The organism is Larsenimonas salina (genome assembly GCF_023736155.1).
GTDB classification, from domain to species: Bacteria; Pseudomonadota; Gammaproteobacteria; order Pseudomonadales; family Halomonadaceae; genus Larsenimonas; species Larsenimonas salina.
The window spans coordinates 278,075-295,872 of sequence record NZ_JAMLJJ010000004.1 but is presented as its reverse complement, the minus strand read 5'-3'; the positions used below and the strand labels follow the sequence as shown (position 1 = coordinate 295,872).

Below are 17,798 nucleotides of genomic sequence, written 5' to 3'. Positions count from 1 at the left end.
ATGAAAAACGCCGCCTAAACAGGCGGCGTTTTGTCGTGCGGAGCGTATCGCTCAAGGCCTGGATGGTTAGGCGCCGATGTCGCGAAGCGCCTTTCCGCCCATGAGATTCTTCTCAATCTTTTCAAGCGATATGCCCTTGGTTTCTGGAATCAAGAGCAGCGTGAAAACAATGAACAGAAGGTTTAGCGCCGCCAGAATACCGAACGTCATTGTGCCACCGATGCCGACCAGCATGATCGGGAAGAACTGACCGACGGCAAAGTTGCCGACCCAGTTCGCAACTGTCGAGGCGCTGATGCCGAAGTCGCGGCCACGAAGAGGTTGAATCTCGGCGCAGAGTGTCCAGATCAGCGGGCCTGCAGACATCGCGAAGCCTGCGACAAATACCAGCAGTGCGCCCATGGCCGTGTATTGAAGGAAGCTGGTGCTTGGACCAATGCCGAGAATCGTTGCCAGTACCGCCATGCTGATCGCCATGATCGAAAAGCCTGCATACAGGATCGGCTTGCGGCCGAGGCGATCAACAAAGCCGATGGCAATAAAGGTGGCCAGTACGTTAACCAAACCGGTTGCGACCGTGCTCCAGAGCTGTGCGGCGGTGCCTTCGAAGCCGGAGGCTTCAAAAATCTGCGGCGCGAAATACATGATCGCGTTCATGCCAGTGAACTGCTGAACAATCTGAAGTGAGACGCCAAGCAGAACCGAACGCCGGAAATTGGGGTTTTCCTTAAACATGTCAAAGCCTCGGCTTTGCTCTTTCTGTTCAAGGCTTTCCTGGATTTCCTGGATCTCGTATTCGATCTCTTCCCGGCTGCCGCGCAGCTTGTTCAGTACGTTGCGTGCTTCGTCGAAACGATCATGTGCCGCCAGCCAACGTGGGCTGTTGGGCACCATCAAGACCCCAAGAAACAGCATGCCGGCCGGAATCATCAATACGCCGAACATCCAACGCCAGCTTTCGATGTAGCTGAACGCCAGATTCGAGACGAATGCCGCCAAGATACCGACGGTAACCATCAACTGATAGAACGAAATGGTGGTGCCGCGAATACGCTCAGGGGCAACTTCCGAGAGATACAGTGGCGCGGTGAACGACGCCACGCCCACGGCGAGCCCCAGCATGATGCGAGCGACGACCAAGAGCGTCGTATTGATGGCGACAACTGCCACCAGGGCCCCGAAAAAGAACAACACCGCGCTGTAGAGCATGGCCTTGCGTCGGCCAAAACGGTTTGAAATGCCGCCGGCAAAAAAGGCGCCGATGGCCGCGCCCACCATCATCGAGCTTACGATCCAGCCTTCCATGCCGGTAGAGAGGTGAAATTCCTGCTTGATGAAAGGCAGGGCGCCTGAAATGACGCCGATGTCCATACCGAACAGCAGGCCAGCCAGAGCAGCCAGTCCGCAACTGAACCAGACCATCGGCACGATGTCAGCATGCGCGACCGCATCGGGTTTGTAATCCTGCCCGCTGGACGGGGCAGGGCCTGAGCTACCAGCCATGAGGCGACTCCTTGTCTTGGCGTGTCTTTAACGTTTGAAGCACCCTGCAGACTTTGGTCTTGATATGTGACTGTCACAGGGCGGGGGGACTATGTCTGAATCGGTGAAAGGTTTCCAGGCAACATGCGATTAGACATTGTACTGATGTTAAGCTTCAGCATAGAGAAGCCGGTGGCGTTGCCGTATTAGACCAAGGGGCTAAAGCGTCGGGTCGGCACAGTGATCAGTCGAGTGGAAAGCGCGTTGGCTTGAGGCTGTCCTTGATCTTTTTGAGGTGAGGGAGGAAGTCAGGGCCGCGACGGAGCGTAACGCCGGTGGCAAGCACGTCGATCAACGCCAGGTGAATCATGCGTGAGGTCATCGGCATGTAGTGGTCGGTGTCCTCGGCGCAGGCAACCGCCAGGCTTTCCGTACATTCCCTTGAAAGCGGCGAGTCCGCCGACGTAAGGCCGAGCACCGTGGCGCCGTTCTGGCGCGCTTCAAGCGCGATGTCGACGAGATCGCGCGTGCGCCCGGTATTGGAAATGATAACGATGACGTCGCCTGTTCGTGACGCTGCGGCGACCATGCGCTGCATGAGAACGTCGTCATGGGCCGCCACGGGTAGATTGAAGCGAAAGAACTTGTGCTGGGCGTCGAACGCCACCGGCCCTGAAGCGCCGAGTCCGAAGAAGCTGATCTGCTTGGCCTGGATTAAGTAATCCACCATGCGCTCGATCAATTTGCTGTCCAGCGCCCGACGCGCTTCATCGAGTGCCTGAATATTGGCACCAAAGATTTTATTGGTGTAGGTCGCCGTGTCATCATCGTGGGCCACACTCTGGCTGACGTAAGGCGTGCCCCCGGCTAGGCTTTGCGCTAGCTTGATCTTGAAATCCGGGTAACCCTTGGTGTCGAAGTTGCGGCAAAAGCGGTTGACGGTTGGTTCGCTGACACCGGCGTGCTGGGCCAGAATGGCGATACTGAGCCCGGTGGCGGCGTCGGGGTCGCCTAAAATGACATCGGCGACCTTGCGTTCGGAGCGATTTAAATCGTCCAGGCGCAGGCGTATTTTTGAAAGAAGGTCGTGGGCCACGCTGTCACTCGCTGCTTGCATAAAGGCAACAAAGAATTGCCCGATTGTTGTGGTGAAATTACTACGTGAAATCAGCATGCTAGCGCCTAATGCTGTATCAGGACAACGAAGCCCAGCTTCAAGCGTCTTTTTTTGGTAAGTTTACGAAAAATTGTTGCGAGGACCCCGTGTTATGGCTAACGTTGCGCGTAAATTAACTAGTCCAATGGGAGTGTCGAATGACTGAAGAGACCCAGGCCGTCGACCTCGCATTATTCGGTGCCCTTGGCGATCTTGCGTTGCGCAAGCTGTATGTCGCGCTGTATCACCTTGATCGAGAAGGGCTCCTGGCCGATGAAACCCGGATCCTCGGGCTTGCGCGTCAGGACTACGAACCCGATGCGTTTCGGGCCCGTGTGCGCGATGCCCTAGAGCACCGTGTTGATGCCAGCGAGCGTACCGAAGAAAGCATGGTGCGTTTTCTTGAGCGGCTCGATTACGCACAGGTCGATTTCACGACCCTCGAGGGCTACAGCCGGATTACCGACTGGCGCGATGGCCGCGAGGTGCCCATGGTCATCTACCTCTCGGTGCCGGCAAGTCTCTATGGGGACATCTGCAAGCACCTGAGCGGTGCCAACTGCCTGGATGACCGTAGTCGCGTCGTGGTCGAAAAACCGATCGGCTATGACCTGGATACCTCCATCGAGATCAACGATGCCATCGGTGCGGTCTTCGATGAGTCAAGCATCTACCGAATCGACCATTATCTCGGTAAGGAAACGGTTCAAAACCTTCTGGCGCTGCGGTTTGCCAACCCGCTGTTCGGCGATCAATGGAATCAAAGCAAGATTTCCCACGTCGAGATTACGGTGGCGGAAACGGTTGGCATCGAAGGGCGCTGGGGGTATTTCGATCAGGCCGGTCAGTTGCGGGATATGGTGCAAAACCATCTAATGCAGCTTCTGTGCATGATCGCGATGGATCCGCCATCGAATCTCGACTCCGACAGTATCCGAGATGAGAAGGTCAAGGTGCTCAAGGCGCTGCGCCCGATCGAGGGCGACATGCTCGATACCGATGTGGTGCGCGGGCAGTACGTCTCCGGCGCGGTGAACGGCAAGCAGGTGCCTGGCTATCTCGAGGAAGAAGATGCCAACACCGAGAGCCGCACCGAAACCTTCGTGGCCTTCAAGACGGAAGTGTCCAACTGGCGTTGGGCCGGTGTGCCGTTCTATCTAAGAACCGGCAAGCGCATGCCGCAGAAGCTGTCTCAGATCGTGATTCACTTCCGGCCACAGTCGCACTACATCTTTGATCCGGACCAGCGCTCACTGGCCTCGAACAAGCTGGTGATCAAGCTCCAGCCGGAAGAGGGTATCTCGCTGCAGGTACTGACCAAGGACAGCGGTCTGGACAAGGGCATGCGCCTGCGTCAGGGCCCGCTTAATCTGGACTTCCACACCGCGTTTCCGCAGGCCCGTATCCCGGACGCCTACGAGCGACTACTGCTTGAGGTCATGAAAGGGCAGCAGTATCTGTTCGTTCGCCGTGATGAGGTCGAGTACGCCTGGCGGTGGGTGGACACGCTGATCGAAGGCTGGGAGAAACGCGGTGTTGCGCCCAAGCGCTATCCGGCAGGCTCCTGGGGGCCGGTGTCTTCCATTGCAATGATCACTAAGGATGGGTACTCCTGGTATGAAGACTACTGATTCGACCGAGCAGACCGTTGAGCCGCGCCAGGCGCTGGCCGAATCACTTGCCGAGGCCGTTGCGGCGGCCTTGCGTGAGGATCTCGAGCATCAGAGTCGAGCGACACTGATCGTTTCGGGCGGGTCGACGCCGGTGCCCTTTTTCAAGGAGCTGTCGCAAAAGCGGCTCGAGTGGTCCAGAGTGGATGTGACCCTTGCTGATGAGCGCTGGGTCGACGAGGCTCATGATGACAGCAATACCCGGCTTGTCCGTACGCATCTGATCGCAAACGAGGCAGCCACGGCGCTGTTTCATCCGCTGGTCAACGACGCCGACACACCCGAGGCCGGCGTGGATGCGCTCGAGCAGCAGGTTGGTGAGCTTCACTGGCCGGCAAGCGTGGTGATTCTCGGTATGGGCGGTGACGGCCACACGGCGTCGCTGTTCCCGGATAGCCCTGAACTCGAGCATGGTCTCACGACGACCCAGCGGCTGCTTGCCGCGCATGCGCCAAGCGTGACCCAGGCGCGAATTTCGTTCAGCCGCCAGGCTCTTTTGGATTCCAGGCGCCGCTACGTGCACGTCACAGGCATGGACAAGCGCCGCGTATTTTCAACAGCGTTCAGCAGTGACGACGCGCGGGAGCTTCCGATCCGCGCCTTCATGACCGAGCCTCTTTCGCTTTACTGGGCGCCTTGAGCCCGGCACCTAGACAGGAGAATTTCATGACAGTGGACAAGCAGCTGCCCGCCACCCGTACCGCCGAAATCGACAGCATTTGCCAGCGCTGTGAAGTGATCCCGGTGTTGACCATCAATCGCATCGAAGACGCGGTGCCACTGTGCAAGGCGCTCTACGATGGTGGCTTGCCGGTACTTGAGGTAACACTTCGTACCGATTGTGCGCTCGAAGCGCTTCATCGCCTGCGCGACGCGTTGCCGGAAGCCAGCATCGGGGCCGGTACAGTGCTGACGCCCGAACAGTACAAGCTTGCCGAAGATGCAGGCGTCGATTTTGTGGTCACACCCGGTACCACTGATCGCCTGTTCGAGTACGGCATTCAAAGCCCGGTGCCGCTTCTGCCAGGCATCAGCACGGCCACTGAGCTTCTCAACGGCTGGCAGTATGGCTATCGTCGTTTCAAGTTTTTCCCGGCGGAATCCAGTGGCGGCGTACCGGCATTGAAAGCGCTGGCAGGGCCGCTTCGTGACGTGAAGTTCTGCCCGACCGGCGGCATTACGCCGGACAACGCAGGCAATTACCTCAAGCTTCGTAACGTCATGTGCGTAGGGGGTTCTTGGGTCATGCCGAAAGACATGATTGAGAATGAGGACTGGGACGGCATTCGAAAGCTTGCCCAGGAAACCGCAGAGTTTTTGAAGCGCCACTGAGCGCACCGACTCTCTCTCGACAGCCTCGGCTGTTGTTTTCGCCCGTTGACCATCTGGTCAACGGGTTTTTTTTGGCTGGCGAAAAGGTGGGGCGTCGCGCGTTATCAGAAGACGCGGTGGGCGCGGGCGGCTTCAAGCAGTTCGAACCAGGTGACGCGGTCGAGCTGGAGGCTTGCGTGGTCAAGAAGCGTTCGAAGGTGCGCGGGTTTAAGCGTACCGACAACCGGGGTGGGCGCATGAGGCAGGGTGTTGAGCCAGGCCATGGCGAGGCTTGCTGCACTGACGCCGTAGTCCTGAGCCCGCTCGGCCAGCAGTGAGCCCAGAAGGCTTTCGAACAGCCGGCCGCCACAGAGCGGCGAGCAGGCAAGCGGCATGATGTTGTCGACGCACATTGCGTCCCATAGCCCATCGAACAGCGCTTCGGAGCGGGGGATCGAGAGTTCAAGCTCGCCGCAGCGAAGTGGGGCGCTCATCGCGGTCTGAAGTCTGCGCCACTGGGCTGGCAGAAAGTGCGAAACGCCGATGTGACCAAGCTTGCCTGAAGCGATGCCTTCATCAAGCACATGACCGACCGTTGCATGGTCCATCAGCGGGTCTGGGCGATGCAGGTGAAACAGCTCGATGCGCTCGAGATTCAGCATTTCAAGCTGGTGATCGATGACGTGGGCCAGCGTATTGGAGCCGGTGTCGTAGTGCTTGACGTGCCGACCGGAGGTATCGAGATGGGCCGGCACAATGCCGGCCTTGACCATCACGTTGACCCTGGATGAGAGCCCCGGGCGGCTAAACAGCGCCTGGCCAAAGCGCGCCTGGTGTTCGCCGTCGCCGTAGGTCGGGGCCAGGCAGAACCAGGTCAGCCCCTCGTCGACGCGGGCTTCGATCCAGTCGGCGAGCGCGTGGGTGGTTTGCAGTTCATCGTAGTGGTGAAGCTGACGAAGGCTGATGATCAAGGGCGCGAGAGCGGCCATGGCTCATTCCTCGAGCGAGAGATGCTGGGAGAGAAGATGTTGGCTGCCGGGGGCAAGCCAGACACGGTCGAGCTGAGTACATGCGGCTTCCACGCAGACAAAGTGCGTGTTTTCCTCGGCGGGAATGTCGCCAGGGCGTTGGTCGCCCGGATGCCAGACCACGCTTGAATCGCTGCCCTGCTTGGCAATGCGGCGCTGAGCCGAGCCTGAGCGCAACAACAGGGGGCGGCTTGAGTGATAGATGCGATCAAGCCCGCCGCGAATGCCGAGCTCGCCCTGTTGGGTCTTTTCCTTGAACCCCTCGAGCTTATCGAGATAGCGCGCGCCGGCCAGGCCTTCAATGCGGACGTCGAAGGCATCATCGACGCTTAGGTACGTGTGCAGGGCCTGGGTGAAGCTCGTGGGCGTGTCGCCGGTGTGTTCCGTGATCAGCTCGACGTTGAGTCGTTTGGCATTGGCCTGAATGACCACGCGCGGCGTGAGCTGCGAATCGAGCGGCTCCGTCGGCGTCAGATGCAGCTCAACGCCTTCTTCATGCTCATCGACGGCGTCGAGGCGCCACGTTGCGGTTCGTGCACGCCCATGGGCCGGTTCACCGGCAGTATCGGCGTCACCGAACCATGGCCAGCACAGCGGTATACCGCCGCGAATGGCGCCCGGAGCAGGTTTGGGCGTAGGGGTGGTCCAAAGCCAGTTGCGCTGACCCTTGGGCGCGAAGTGCAGAAGCTGGGCGCCTTGATGGGCAACCACAAGGCTGCCCCATGCTTCATTGATGACGTGAACCGAAAAGTCGTGCCACGTCGCATCGCGCCGACCTTGTGTCTGTTCGATGAGCGCTGAGAGCGACTCGCTCATGACACCTCCTCATTGTGCAGTGCTTCGGCGGCACCCAGAAGTCCTGTCCACTTGGCTTTGACGACCCAGGTGGCGATGCTGTCAGTGTAGTGCCCCATGCGGCCCTTGTCGGCGAAGGCCCGGCGGAAGTCGCTTTCCTGAAGGAAGTCGAGAATGCGAGGAAGCACGCCACCGCACAGATAGACACCGCCGCGGGCACCAAGGGTCAGCGCGGCGTCGCCGGTGGCGTCGCCCAGGATCTTGCAAAAGAGCATGATTGCGCCCTTGGCCTGCTCGTTGCCCTCACGGGCGGCGTCGGTCACGGCTGCCGGCGAATCGAGCGTTGCCGTAATGCCTGCAAATTCGCACAGCGCCCGGTAGAGGTCCAGAAGGCCCTGACCGCACAGGATGCGCTCGATGGAGACGCGACCGTACTGTTCACGGAACCAGCACAGAAGCTTCACCTCGAAATCATCGGTCGGGGCGAAACTTGCGTGGCCACCCTCGGCCGAGAGCGGTATCCAATAGCGTTGGCTGGGCGCGAGGCCGGCAACACCCAGGCCGGTGCCGGGGCCGATCACGAGTCGCGCGCGCCCGCTTTCACTGTGTCCGCCGCCAATCTGGATCAGATCTTCTTCGGGAATGTGGGGCAGGCCGAGCGCCATCGCGGTGAAATCGTTGATGGCCTTGAAGTTATCGAGGCCGAGTTCTTCCTTCATTGCGCGCTTGCTGAACCGCCACGGGTTGTTGGTCATCTTGACCGTGTCATCGTGAACGGGGCAGGCAAACGCCAGGCAGGCTTCCTTGGGCGCCTTGCTGCCAACCTTCTCGAGATAGGCGCGAACGGCATCGTCCAGATTGGCGTAATCGGCGCAGGGAAGCGTTTCGATGTCGTGCAGATCGAAACTGCCGGGAGTGACCAACGCAAAACGGGCATTGGTGCCCCCGATGTCGCCGACCAGAGCTGGGCGTGTCATTTACTTTCTCCTTCGATATCCCCGAAGCTGCCGAAATTGCAGGCGCCTTCTTCCGCTCCGCCGACCATGGTACGCAGTCCGACGAACAGCTCTCGGCCCATGCCGTGATGATAGTGGTCAACGCTTTCGCGGTGACACTCACGGCTGGCCCATTCGTCGCTGTCCACCCGTGCGCTCAGTTCGCAGTTATCGGGGTCGAGGCGGACGATGTCGCCGTCCTTGAGCTTGGCAAGCGGCCCGCCATCCAGCGCTTCGGGTGTCATGTGTATCGCGGCAGGTACTTTACCCGATGCGCCGGACATTCGGCCATCGGTCACGAGTGCTACTTTGTAACCGCGGTCTTGAAGCACGCCGAGGTACGGCGTGAGCTTGTGAAGTTCAGGCATGCCGTTGGCTCGTGGCCCTTGAAACCGTACGACAACGACCACGTCACGATCGAGCTCACCTTGGTCGAAGGCGGCCTTCAGCTGGTTCTGATCGCTGAAGATTCGAGCGGGCGCCTCGACGAACCGCTTGTCCGGCTCGATGGCCGAAACCTTGATGACGCCGCGCCCCAGGTTGCCCTCAAGTACCCTCAGTCCGCCTGTCGGGGCGAACGGGTTGTCGCAGCTGCGCAGTACGTCTTCGTCGAGTGAGGCCGTTGGCCCTTCACGCCAGACCAGTTTACCGTCTTCCAGAAACGGTTCCTTGACATAATCGGCCATGGTGGTGCCGAAGACGGTGTCGATGTCTTCGTGCATCAGGCCGGCGTCAAGCAGGGTGCGAATCAAAAAGCTGGTGCCGCCGGCCGCCTGGAAGTGGTTGATGTCGGCCTGGCCGTTCGGGTAGATGCGGGTCAGGCTCGGAACCACTTCGGACAAATCGTGAAAATCATCCCAGGTCAGGGTGATGCCGGCGGCGGCGGCCATGGCGATCAAGTGCATAGTGTGGTTGGTGGAACCGCCTGAGGCCAGCAAACCGACCAGCGCATTCACGATCGCCTTGGCAGTAATCTGCTTGTAGAACGGGCGATAGGTGCCGCTCAGTTCGGTATTACGGATGGCCTGCTCGGTGGCGTATTCGGTAAGCGCGTCGCGCAGTGGCGTATTCGGATTGACGAACGAGGCGCCCGGCAGGTGAAGCCCCATCAGCTCGATCATCATCTGATTGGAGTTGGCGGTGCCGTAGAACGTGCACGTGCCGGGGCTGTGATAGGACTCGGACTCCGCCTCGAGCAGCTTGTCGCGTCCGACCTTGCCCTCGGCAAATAGTTGGCGAATGCGCGCCTTTTCCTTGTTGGGGAGTCCTGACGGCATCGGCCCGCCGGGAATGAAGATGGCCGGAAGGTGGCCAAAGCGCGCCGCGCCGATGAAGAGTCCTGGCACGATCTTGTCACAGATACCAAGATAAACAGCAGCGTCGAACATGTTGTGTGACAGCGCAATGGCCGTGGACATCGCAATCACGTCTCGTGAGAACAGCGACAGCTCCATGCCGGGCTGACCCTGGGTTACGCCATCGCACATGGCGGGCACGCCGCCTGCGAACTGCGCGGTTGACCCCATCGCGTGTGCTGCCTGCTTGATCAGGGCTGGGTAATCCTTAAAGGGTTGGTGCGCCGACAGCATGTCGTTGTAGGAGGAGATGATGCCGACGTTGACGCTGTTGGTCAGCTTAAGCCGTTCCTTGTCGGTTGCACCGCAGGCGGCAAACCCGTGTGCCAGGTTGCCGCAGGATAATTCGCCCCGATGAACGCCATCGGCATGCTGTTGCTCCATGAGGCGTTCGTAGCGGGCGCGCCGTTGCTGGCTGCGTTGTTCGATGCGCTCGGTGACCTTCGCGACAGTATCATGCACGGTCATGGTGTTCCTCGGCTCAAGGTGGTGTAGTTTGACTAGCTTATTGTGTAAATTTAGCAAAAAAGAGGGGTGAATAATGCCCCGTTTTGGGTCGAGATTGCCCTCGTTTCGTAGTAATGTTTCAAAAAAGGGCATTTTGGTCTACTTTGATACGCAGAATTTTACGACAGGGACGATCCTGGCGGTCGCGGGAGTGTAGTAGGGCTACACCGTCGTCCTTGGCAGTACAGCGATCATCTATGGAATCAGGAGGAAGCAGGAAATGACTTTGCGCGTAGCAATCAACGGCTTTGGTCGAATCGGTCGAAACGTCCTCAGAGCGCTGTATGAAAACGGATACCGGGATCAGGTCGAGGTCGTGGCCATCAATGACCTGGGCGACCCTGAACTGAACGCCCACCTGCTTGAGCATGATACGACGCACGGCCACTTCAACTTTGCCGTGTCGCATGATGACGAGAACCTGAGTGTTGACGGCGATAAGATCCGCATTCTGGCCGAACGCGATCCGACGCAACTGCCGTGGGATAGCCTCAAGGTCGATTTGGTCATGGAGTGCACCGGCATTTTCACCACCCGCGAGTCGGCTGGTAAGCACCTCGAGGCGGGCGCGAGCCGCGTACTGATTTCCGCGCCGAGCCCGGACGCGGACGCCACCATCGTTTTTGGCGTCAACGACGAAACGCTTACCGCCGAACACAAGGTGGTCTCCAACGCCTCCTGCACCACCAACTGCCTGGCGCCGGTCGCCAAGGCGCTTCATGAAGGCGTCGGTATTGAAACCGGTTTGATGACGACCATTCATGCCTATACCAATGACCAGAACCTGGCCGACGTGTATCACAAGGACCCGTTCCGTGCGCGAAGCGCCACGCACTCCATGATCCCGACCAAGACCGGCGCCGCCGCGGCCGTAGGCAAGGTGCTTCCGGATCTGAATGGTAAGCTCGATGGTTTTGCGGTTCGTGTCCCGGTAATCAACGTCTCCGTGGTGGATCTGACATTCACAGCGTCTCGAGAGACCACCAAGGACGAAATCAACGCGTTGGTGGCCAAGGCAGCCGAGGCGTCTCCGATTCTCGACGTCAACAGCAAGCCGCTGGTCTCGATCGATTTCAACCACAACGCCAACTCGTCCATCTTCGATCAGAACCACACCCGTGTGTCCGGTAACCTGGTCAAGGTCATGGCCTGGTATGACAACGAGTGGGGCTTCTCCAACCGCATGCTCGATACCGCGCTTGCGATGGCGAAGACCTGGTAAGCGCTCTACGCTTCTAGCGCTTCTAGAGCTTCTAGAAAAAAGGCAGCCTTGGGCTGCCTTTTTTATGGCCCAGTTATCCAGGGAGGGGATATGAGCACGGAGAAAACTTCGCAACCGGTTTTAGCGTTCGATGTGTATGGAACGCTGCTCGACACGGGCTCGCTTGCCGACATGATGCGTGATGCGCTCGGCGACCAGGCCGAGGCCGTGAGCGAGGCCTGGCGAGCGCGCCAATTGAATTTGGCCTTTCGTCGAGGCTTGATGGGGCGCTATGTCGATTTCGCACTTTGTACGCAGGATGCGCTCAATGCGGTACTGGAAGAGGGCGGGCATCAGCTCGATGAGGCGCAGCGCAAAGCTCTATTGAAAGGCTATGGGACGCTCCCACCGCACAGTGACACGTTGGCGGGGCTCAAGGCGTTGCGAACACAAAATGTGACCATGGTGGCGTTTTCCAATGGCACTGCTGATGCCATGCAGAATGTGCTTACCCAGGCAGGTCTTATCGATCAGTTCGATGCGCTGGTAAGCGTTGATGACATCAAGCGCTTCAAGCCAGACCCTCAGGTCTACCTGCATCTGATGCGGACAATGGCGTCCAGCCCGGACAACACCTGGTTAGTATCAAGTAATGCCTGGGACATTCAGGGCGCGCGCCATGTGGGCCTGAATGCAGCTTGGGTGCACCGTGACCGGTCCGTGATTGAAGACGAGGCGCTGGCGCCGACTCATACCGTAGAGAGCCTGGAGGCGCTGGCCGCGTGGTGGGCACAGTGAGCGCCTTGATTGACTTGGGCTTTGTAATGTGTAGAAGTAGCGAAACTTATTCGATGATGGCTTGACAAACCATCGGTCTATGCGGTTACACATTCTTAACATTACAAAAGCGGTTGTGTTGAACATGACCGAAGGCCTGGGCCCATGAAACACTATGTTTGTGGCGTTTCTCAGTTATTGGGAGCGACTTTGAAAGACAGCCGGTGTGATCGATCCGGCAAGGTCACCGGAATTGATCAATGCGGTGACTATCCAATCATTGACGTGTTGTGGGAAGACGCCGAGCGACCCGAGCAAGTGGTCATGACGCACGACCATCTGGCCGCACTGGTCGAGGCCTCGCGTCGGCGCGCCGACGATGACGCCTATAAGGAAGAGCAGAAGCCTCGTCGACGTGCCTGAACAACGCCGCGCTTGCGCGGCGTTTTGCTGTGCGCGGATTGGCGCGGTGCGTGAGCGCTCAGGCGTATTCGCCCATGTGATTTCAAGCCTGTGTGGTGATTTCAGGTCTGTGTCGTCATTTCAAGCCGGTGCGGCCATGTCAAACAAGGAGAACAAGACACGATGAAAGCGACAGTATTTGGGATCGGGCTCTTGATGGCCAGCGTCGGTGCCTATGGAGCCGAGGGCAGTGTGATCGGGAATGTCGGCCCGGACGTGCATACCAATGAAGTGACCTACAGCGTCAACGGCGAAAGCTACACTGGCTTTCTCGCCCGTGACACCAAGGCCGAAGGTAATCGGCCGGGCATTCTTTTGGTGCATGAGTGGTGGGGGCAGACCGAGTACGTTCGCCAGCGCGCCGAAGAACTGGCTGCGCTCGGGTACGTAGCGATGGCGGTGGATATGTACGGCGGTGGCAAGACCGCTGAGCACCCCGACGATGCCGGCGCGTTTTCAAAGGCAGTCATGAGTGACTGGTCGGCGGCCGAGGCCAATTTGCGTGCGGCCACGGATATCTTGAAAACCGAAGGCGGTGTCGACCCTGACCGGGTGGCTGCCATCGGTTACTGTTTCGGCGGTGGCGTCGTACTTAACGCCGCGCTCGATGGCATGCCGTTCAAAGCGGTCGTCAGCTTTCACGGCAGCCCCGGTCAGGTCGTTCAGACGCCGACCCATTTCGATGGGCGTGTGTTGATCCAAAATGGTCTAGACGATGAGCTGGTCAACCAGGAGGACCTAGCGGCGCTTCTGGAGACCTATAAGTCGGTGGATACCGACGTCACGCTCATTCAGTATCCAGGCGCCAAGCACGCCTTTACCAACCCCTACGTCGATGCAAAAGCGGAAAAATTCGGCCTGCCGCTGGCCTACAGCCCCGCCGCAGACGCCGCCTCATGGCAGGTCATGCTTAACCTGTTCAATAAGGTCTTTTCAAGCAGTGCCGGACGCCCAAGTTCATAGTAAGCAGGTGCTCCAAGATAAGCAGGTACTTCAAGGTAAATAGGTGCTTCAAGGTAAATAGGTACTCTAAAGTCGGCAGGTGCTCGTCAGTACCGCGTGGCCGCAAGGGCGCTTTCTGCGCGCTTGCGGCGTCTCCGGCGCGGGGTCACTCATCGAGTGAGAGCACCTTTCGCGCCAGTGTGATCATTTCCGGGTCGCCAGTATTCTTTTCCCGCACATCAGAGAGCTTGATGACCGGCATCCACTGCTGACCCTGAGGGCGCGTGGCGGTCATCTTCACCACGATGTTCATGGGTTCGACATCGACATCGTTGGTGAAGTTGGTGCCGATGCCAAACGACATACCGATACGGCCAGTACAGAACCGGGCAATGTTATCGACCTTGTCCGGGTCGAGCCCGTCGGAGAAGATGATGGTCTTGCTCAAGGGGTCGATGCCAAGGCTTTCGTAATGCTCGATGGTTGCGCGTGCAAACGCGATGGGGTCGCCACTGTCATGGCGAACGCCGTCGAACAGTTTGGCGAACATCTTGTCGAAGCTCTCGAAAAAAGCTTGAGTCGTGAAGGTATCGGACAACGCAATACCGAGATCCCCCCGGTAGACGTTGACCCAGTGTTCCAGTGCCAGGATGTTGGCCATCTTGAAACCGAAACGTGCGGCGTGAAACATGAACCATTCATGGGCATGGGTGCCAAGCGGCTTGACGTCATGCTTCATGGCCAGATAGACGTTACTGGTGCCTGTGAAGCTGTCCTGACCGAAGCGAGCGAGCGCATCGACCACGGTGTCATGTACCTTGAAGGAATGCCGCCGACGCGTGCCGAATTCGGCGATACGGACACCGATATGGCTGTAGTGTTCGATCTTTTGGCGCGTGCGTTCGACGATGGCGTCATCCTCGATCCGCGCCACGCCTCGGCAGGTATACCAAAGCTCGCTGATCAGCGCCATCAACGGCACTTCCCACAAGATGGTGCGATACCAGAGCCCTTCGACATGCACCTCGATCTGATCATTGTGCTGTTCGATGCTGACTTCGCTTGGGTCGAAGCGAAAGCCTTGCAGAAAATCGTGGTAGGTCGGGTCGAGATAAGGACAAGTGGTTTCCAGGTAGCTCCGCTCGTCTTCGGTCAATCGAAGGTGGGCCATCTCATCGACGGCCCGGCGAAGCTCATTGGCAAACCCCGGTGGAAAGCTGTGTTGCCCCCGGTTGATGAAGCTATAGCGGGCGTGCGCGTTGGGGAAGAGCTTCACCACGGCGTTTTGCATGGTGAACTTGTAGAAATCGTTGTCCAGTATTGAATCGAGCATCTGACCTTGGGTGTCCTGCCGTGATATCGATGAGCGAGCTTAGCGTCATCAGAGGCGTGCGTCTAAGTTGAATGATGCATGGTGCAGGCTCACGTCAGCGCCGCGATGCCAAAAAACGTCAATATGACACCGCCGAACACCAGCAAACCGGCCACCGACGCAAGCAGCATGAGGTAGCCGATAACCAGACCTGCCACCGCCCAGCTGTCTCCATTTTCGTGGCTGCGACGTATCTGAGCGCGGGCGACATGGCCACAGACGATGCCACCGAGGCAGGCCGGCGCGACGAAAAAGGACAGAAGACTCAGTCCGAAGGCCACAAGGGCCATGACATTGGTCGAGGCGTGTTTGTCGGGTAGGGTCATGGTGATTCAGATGTGATTGGCCAAAGTGATTGGCTCAACAGTAAACGTGGCAGACAGTTATGACACTCGAACTTCGCGAGATCAAGGGCGTTGATGAAATAGAGCGCTCTGCCTGGGACGCTCTGGTCGACCCGGACTACCCCTTCATGCATCACGCCTTTTTAAGCGCTCTGGAGCTGACTGGCGATGTCAGCGAAGATACCGGATGGTCTCCATGTCATCGGGTGTTGATGGAACAAAACACGCTGGTCGGCTTTCTGCCGGGCTTTGATAAAACCCATTCCTACGGGGAGTACATCTTCGATTGGCAGTGGGCAGACGTCTGGGAGCGCGCAGGGCAGGTTTACTACCCCAAGCAGATCTCGGCGATCCCCTACACGCCAAGTACCGGGCCGCGTCTTGTTCTTGCCGATCACATCGCGCCCGAGCGCGCGCTTGAGCTTGTTTCACACTCGATTCGAGCGCATGGAGGTTCCGGCTGGCATCTATTGTTTCCAGGTCACGCTGAAACACGGTTATGGCAGCAGTATTTTCCCGAGCTTCTGATGCGTCATGGTATGCAGTATCACTGGTTTAATCGTGGGTATGAGACGTTTGATGCGTTTCTCGATCTCATGACCTCCAAGCGCCGAAAGGAAGTGCGCCGGGAGCGTCGAAAGGTGGCCGAGCAGGGCATCACGCTTCACTGTCTGGACGGCGAGGGCATCGATGAAGCCGCGATCACTCACTTCTATCGCTGTTATCAGATCACCTATTTCGAGCGGGGGCAGTCACCGTATCTCAGCGACGCATTTTTCAAACGGCTTCTGGCCACCATGCCGGAGCATCTAATGCTGGTTCAGGCGCGAGTGGGGGAACGCCCGATCGCTGCAGCCCTTTATTTCAAGGGCGAAACCACGTTGTATGGGCGGTACTGGGGCAGCGAGGTGCACGCAGACAGCCTGCATTTCGAGGCCTGTTACTATCAGGGCATCGAGTACTGCATTCGACATGGATTTACCCGGTTCGACCCCGGCACCCAAGGGGAGCACAAGATTGCCCGGGGATTTGAACCCATAACGACCTACTCGCTGCACTGGCTTAGAGACGCGCGCTTTTACCAGGCGGTGGCGGATTTTCTCGAGCGTGAACGTGCGGTGATGGACGACGTGCGTGGCGAGGCCGCCCAGGCGCTGCCGTTCAAGGTCGCCTCGCCCTGACGGGCTTTGGCGTCACGGCGCAAGCACAAAGTGCCCGGCGCCTTATCAGCAACAGGGAGAGAGGACATGAAATCAGCAAGGAAGGTGTTCATTGCGGTGTGCCTCGGGGTCACATCGCTTACCGCGCAGGCGAATTCCGCCCTGTGGACGGCGCTTGAATCGGCACCACAGTATTCGCGCTTTGTTAAGGGGCTCGAGCTCACGGGGCTTGACGACACGCTCAAGAGTGCAGATACGGCGCACCCGATGACGGTGTTTGCGCCGACAAATGATGCATTCTCACGGCTTGATGTGCCCGACAAGAGCAAGTTGTTTTCAAGCAGCAACCGAGACCGGTTGCGAGATGTGCTGAACCTGCACCTGGTGGCCGGAAACATCGCGCCGAAGGAAGCGAAACAGCGCCATGCGCTGGGCTCAGAACAGGGGCAATCGCTTATAATCGAAGCCGAGTCGGGCGCGCTTCGAGTCAGCGGCGTCGAGGCGCAGGCTGTTCAGGCGTTCACGTCGGGGCGCATCTACCGGCTTGATCAGGTCTTGATTCCAAGGCAGTAGCCCGGGGATTCACGCGACTGTGCCGTGTTTTTCGGTGCACCGTGGTCGTATGAAAAAGCCCGCTCAAGGCGGGCTTTTTCATGCGGGGACAAAACTCAGTTGTCGATGGCGTCGCTTGCGCTATCAAGCAGATTGGCCGTTGCAGACTTGGTGCTGTTCCAGGCGCTCTGGGCACCTTTTTTGGTGTGATCCCACGCGTCGGCTGCCTGCGCCTTGGAGGACTGCCACCAGTCGTTGGTGTACTGCGGCTGTTCGGCAATGGCCTTTTCATCCATGTCGACCGTCACGCGATACTCGATGTTGTCCAGGTTGTCATCCGGGCTGGTCTGCACCGTGAAGTCGCCTTTTTTGATGACGTAGTTACCTTCGTTATCAAGTCCTTCGGCATCGATGACAATCGCTTGGACGCTCATGTCTTCACCGAGCAGAATATCTTCCACGTCGCCGATTTCGCGGTTGCTGTCCGATTTCAGATAGACATCTGCGTCCATCAATTCATCGGCGCTGTAAAGCCCTTGCACATTGTTGGTGTCCGCCGCCATCGCGCCGGTGGCGCCAAATGTGGTGACAGTTACAAGGGTCATGCCCAGCAAACGGGTTTTCATAGACATCGCTTTTTCTCCTTTCGCGTATTGCATGCATCCTGCATGTACATCCCAATGTAGTTT

At 58.5% G+C, this 17,798-nt stretch carries 18 protein-coding genes; 9 read left to right on the top strand and 9 right to left on the bottom strand.

Annotation, left to right across the window (positions count from 1 at the left end):
* Positions 1–66 precede the first annotated feature (66 nt).
* Positions 67–1,503, bottom strand: coding sequence for a sugar porter family MFS transporter (locus NAT23_RS10295; protein WP_286010013.1), 1,437 nt, complete (start codon positions 1,501–1,503; stop codon positions 67–69).
* A 223-nt stretch (positions 1,504–1,726) separates the two neighbouring features.
* Positions 1,727–2,578 (bottom strand): transcriptional regulator HexR, encoded by an 852-nt coding sequence (gene hexR / locus NAT23_RS10290; protein ID WP_350028329.1) that lies wholly within the window; start codon positions 2,576–2,578, stop codon positions 1,727–1,729.
* Positions 2,579–2,796: 218 nt separating this feature from the next.
* Here hexR and zwf point away from each other — a divergent pair, with 218 nt between their 5' ends.
* The 3 genes from zwf to NAT23_RS10275 are packed head-to-tail and all read left to right on the top strand — an operon-like array spanning position 2,797 to position 5,640.
* The gene (gene zwf, locus NAT23_RS10285) at positions 2,797–4,269 is read left to right on the top strand and encodes a glucose-6-phosphate dehydrogenase (protein ID WP_251928009.1); all 1,473 of its coding nucleotides are present in this window, start codon (positions 2,797–2,799) and stop codon (positions 4,267–4,269) included.
* Positions 4,256–4,948, top strand: coding sequence for a 6-phosphogluconolactonase (gene pgl / locus NAT23_RS10280; protein WP_251928008.1), 693 nt, complete (start codon positions 4,256–4,258; stop codon positions 4,946–4,948). Before zwf ends, pgl begins: the two co-directional genes overlap by 14 nt.
* Before the next feature lie 26 nt (positions 4,949–4,974).
* Positions 4,975–5,640, top strand: coding sequence for a bifunctional 4-hydroxy-2-oxoglutarate aldolase/2-dehydro-3-deoxy-phosphogluconate aldolase (locus NAT23_RS10275; protein WP_251928007.1), 666 nt, complete (start codon positions 4,975–4,977; stop codon positions 5,638–5,640).
* Between the two features lie 104 nt (positions 5,641–5,744).
* Here NAT23_RS10275 and NAT23_RS10270 read toward each other — a convergent pair whose 3' ends face one another.
* Genes NAT23_RS10270 through edd form a run of 4 tightly spaced genes read right to left on the bottom strand, consistent with a single transcriptional unit; the run spans position 5,745 to position 10,260 of the window.
* Positions 5,745–6,608, bottom strand: coding sequence for an aldo/keto reductase (locus NAT23_RS10270; protein ID WP_251928006.1), 864 nt, complete (start codon positions 6,606–6,608; stop codon positions 5,745–5,747).
* Positions 6,609–6,611: 3 nt separating this feature from the next.
* Positions 6,612–7,463, bottom strand: a complete 852-nt coding sequence (locus NAT23_RS10265; protein ID WP_251928003.1) for a D-hexose-6-phosphate mutarotase — start codon at positions 7,461–7,463, stop codon at positions 6,612–6,614.
* Positions 7,460–8,419, bottom strand: coding sequence for a glucokinase (gene glk / locus NAT23_RS10260; RefSeq protein ID WP_251594141.1), 960 nt, complete (start codon positions 8,417–8,419; stop codon positions 7,460–7,462). The genes NAT23_RS10265 and glk overlap by 4 nt, the downstream gene beginning before the upstream one ends.
* Entirely contained in the window at positions 8,416–10,260 is a 1,845-nt protein-coding gene (edd, locus tag NAT23_RS10255; protein ID WP_251928002.1) for a phosphogluconate dehydratase, read from the bottom strand. The genes glk and edd overlap by 4 nt, the downstream gene beginning before the upstream one ends.
* 259 nt (positions 10,261–10,519) lie before the next feature.
* Here edd and gap point away from each other — a divergent pair, with 259 nt between their 5' ends.
* The 4 genes from gap (at position 10,520) to NAT23_RS10235 (ending at position 13,702) form a co-directional block, all read left to right on the top strand.
* A complete protein-coding gene (gene gap / locus NAT23_RS10250) occupies positions 10,520–11,521 on the top strand; it encodes a type I glyceraldehyde-3-phosphate dehydrogenase (protein WP_251928000.1) in 1,002 nt (333 codons plus the stop codon).
* A gap of 90 nt (positions 11,522–11,611) precedes the next feature.
* The gene (locus NAT23_RS10245) at positions 11,612–12,298 is read left to right on the top strand and encodes a haloacid dehalogenase type II (protein WP_251927999.1); all 687 of its coding nucleotides are present in this window, start codon (positions 11,612–11,614) and stop codon (positions 12,296–12,298) included.
* A gap of 144 nt (positions 12,299–12,442) precedes the next feature.
* Positions 12,443–12,700, top strand: a complete 258-nt coding sequence (locus NAT23_RS10240) for a hypothetical protein (protein ID WP_251927996.1) — start codon at positions 12,443–12,445, stop codon at positions 12,698–12,700.
* Positions 12,701–12,862: 162 nt separating this feature from the next.
* Positions 12,863–13,702, top strand: a complete 840-nt coding sequence (locus tag NAT23_RS10235; RefSeq protein ID WP_251927994.1) for a dienelactone hydrolase family protein — start codon at positions 12,863–12,865, stop codon at positions 13,700–13,702.
* A 145-nt stretch (positions 13,703–13,847) separates the two neighbouring features.
* Here NAT23_RS10235 and pncB read toward each other — a convergent pair whose 3' ends face one another.
* Together pncB and NAT23_RS10225 are read right to left on the bottom strand one after the other, a co-directional pair.
* Entirely contained in the window at positions 13,848–15,014 is a 1,167-nt protein-coding gene (gene pncB, locus NAT23_RS10230) for a nicotinate phosphoribosyltransferase (protein ID WP_251927992.1), read from the bottom strand.
* Positions 15,015–15,103: 89 nt separating this feature from the next.
* Complete coding sequence (locus NAT23_RS10225; protein ID WP_251927990.1) at positions 15,104–15,379, bottom strand: DUF4190 domain-containing protein; 276 nt, start codon at positions 15,377–15,379, stop codon at positions 15,104–15,106.
* A gap of 59 nt (positions 15,380–15,438) precedes the next feature.
* Here NAT23_RS10225 and NAT23_RS10220 point away from each other — a divergent pair, with 59 nt between their 5' ends.
* Entirely contained in the window at positions 15,439–16,578 is a 1,140-nt protein-coding gene (locus NAT23_RS10220) for a GNAT family N-acetyltransferase (RefSeq protein WP_251927989.1), read from the top strand.
* Between the two features lie 66 nt (positions 16,579–16,644).
* Entirely contained in the window at positions 16,645–17,130 is a 486-nt protein-coding gene (locus NAT23_RS10215; RefSeq protein WP_251927987.1) for a fasciclin domain-containing protein, read from the top strand.
* A 95-nt stretch (positions 17,131–17,225) separates the two neighbouring features.
* On the opposite strand, the gene NAT23_RS10210 is transcribed toward NAT23_RS10215, so the two are convergent.
* The gene (locus NAT23_RS10210; RefSeq protein WP_251927985.1) at positions 17,226–17,741 is read right to left on the bottom strand and encodes a PRC-barrel domain containing protein; all 516 of its coding nucleotides are present in this window, start codon (positions 17,739–17,741) and stop codon (positions 17,226–17,228) included.
* Positions 17,742–17,798: the final 57 nt, after the last annotated feature.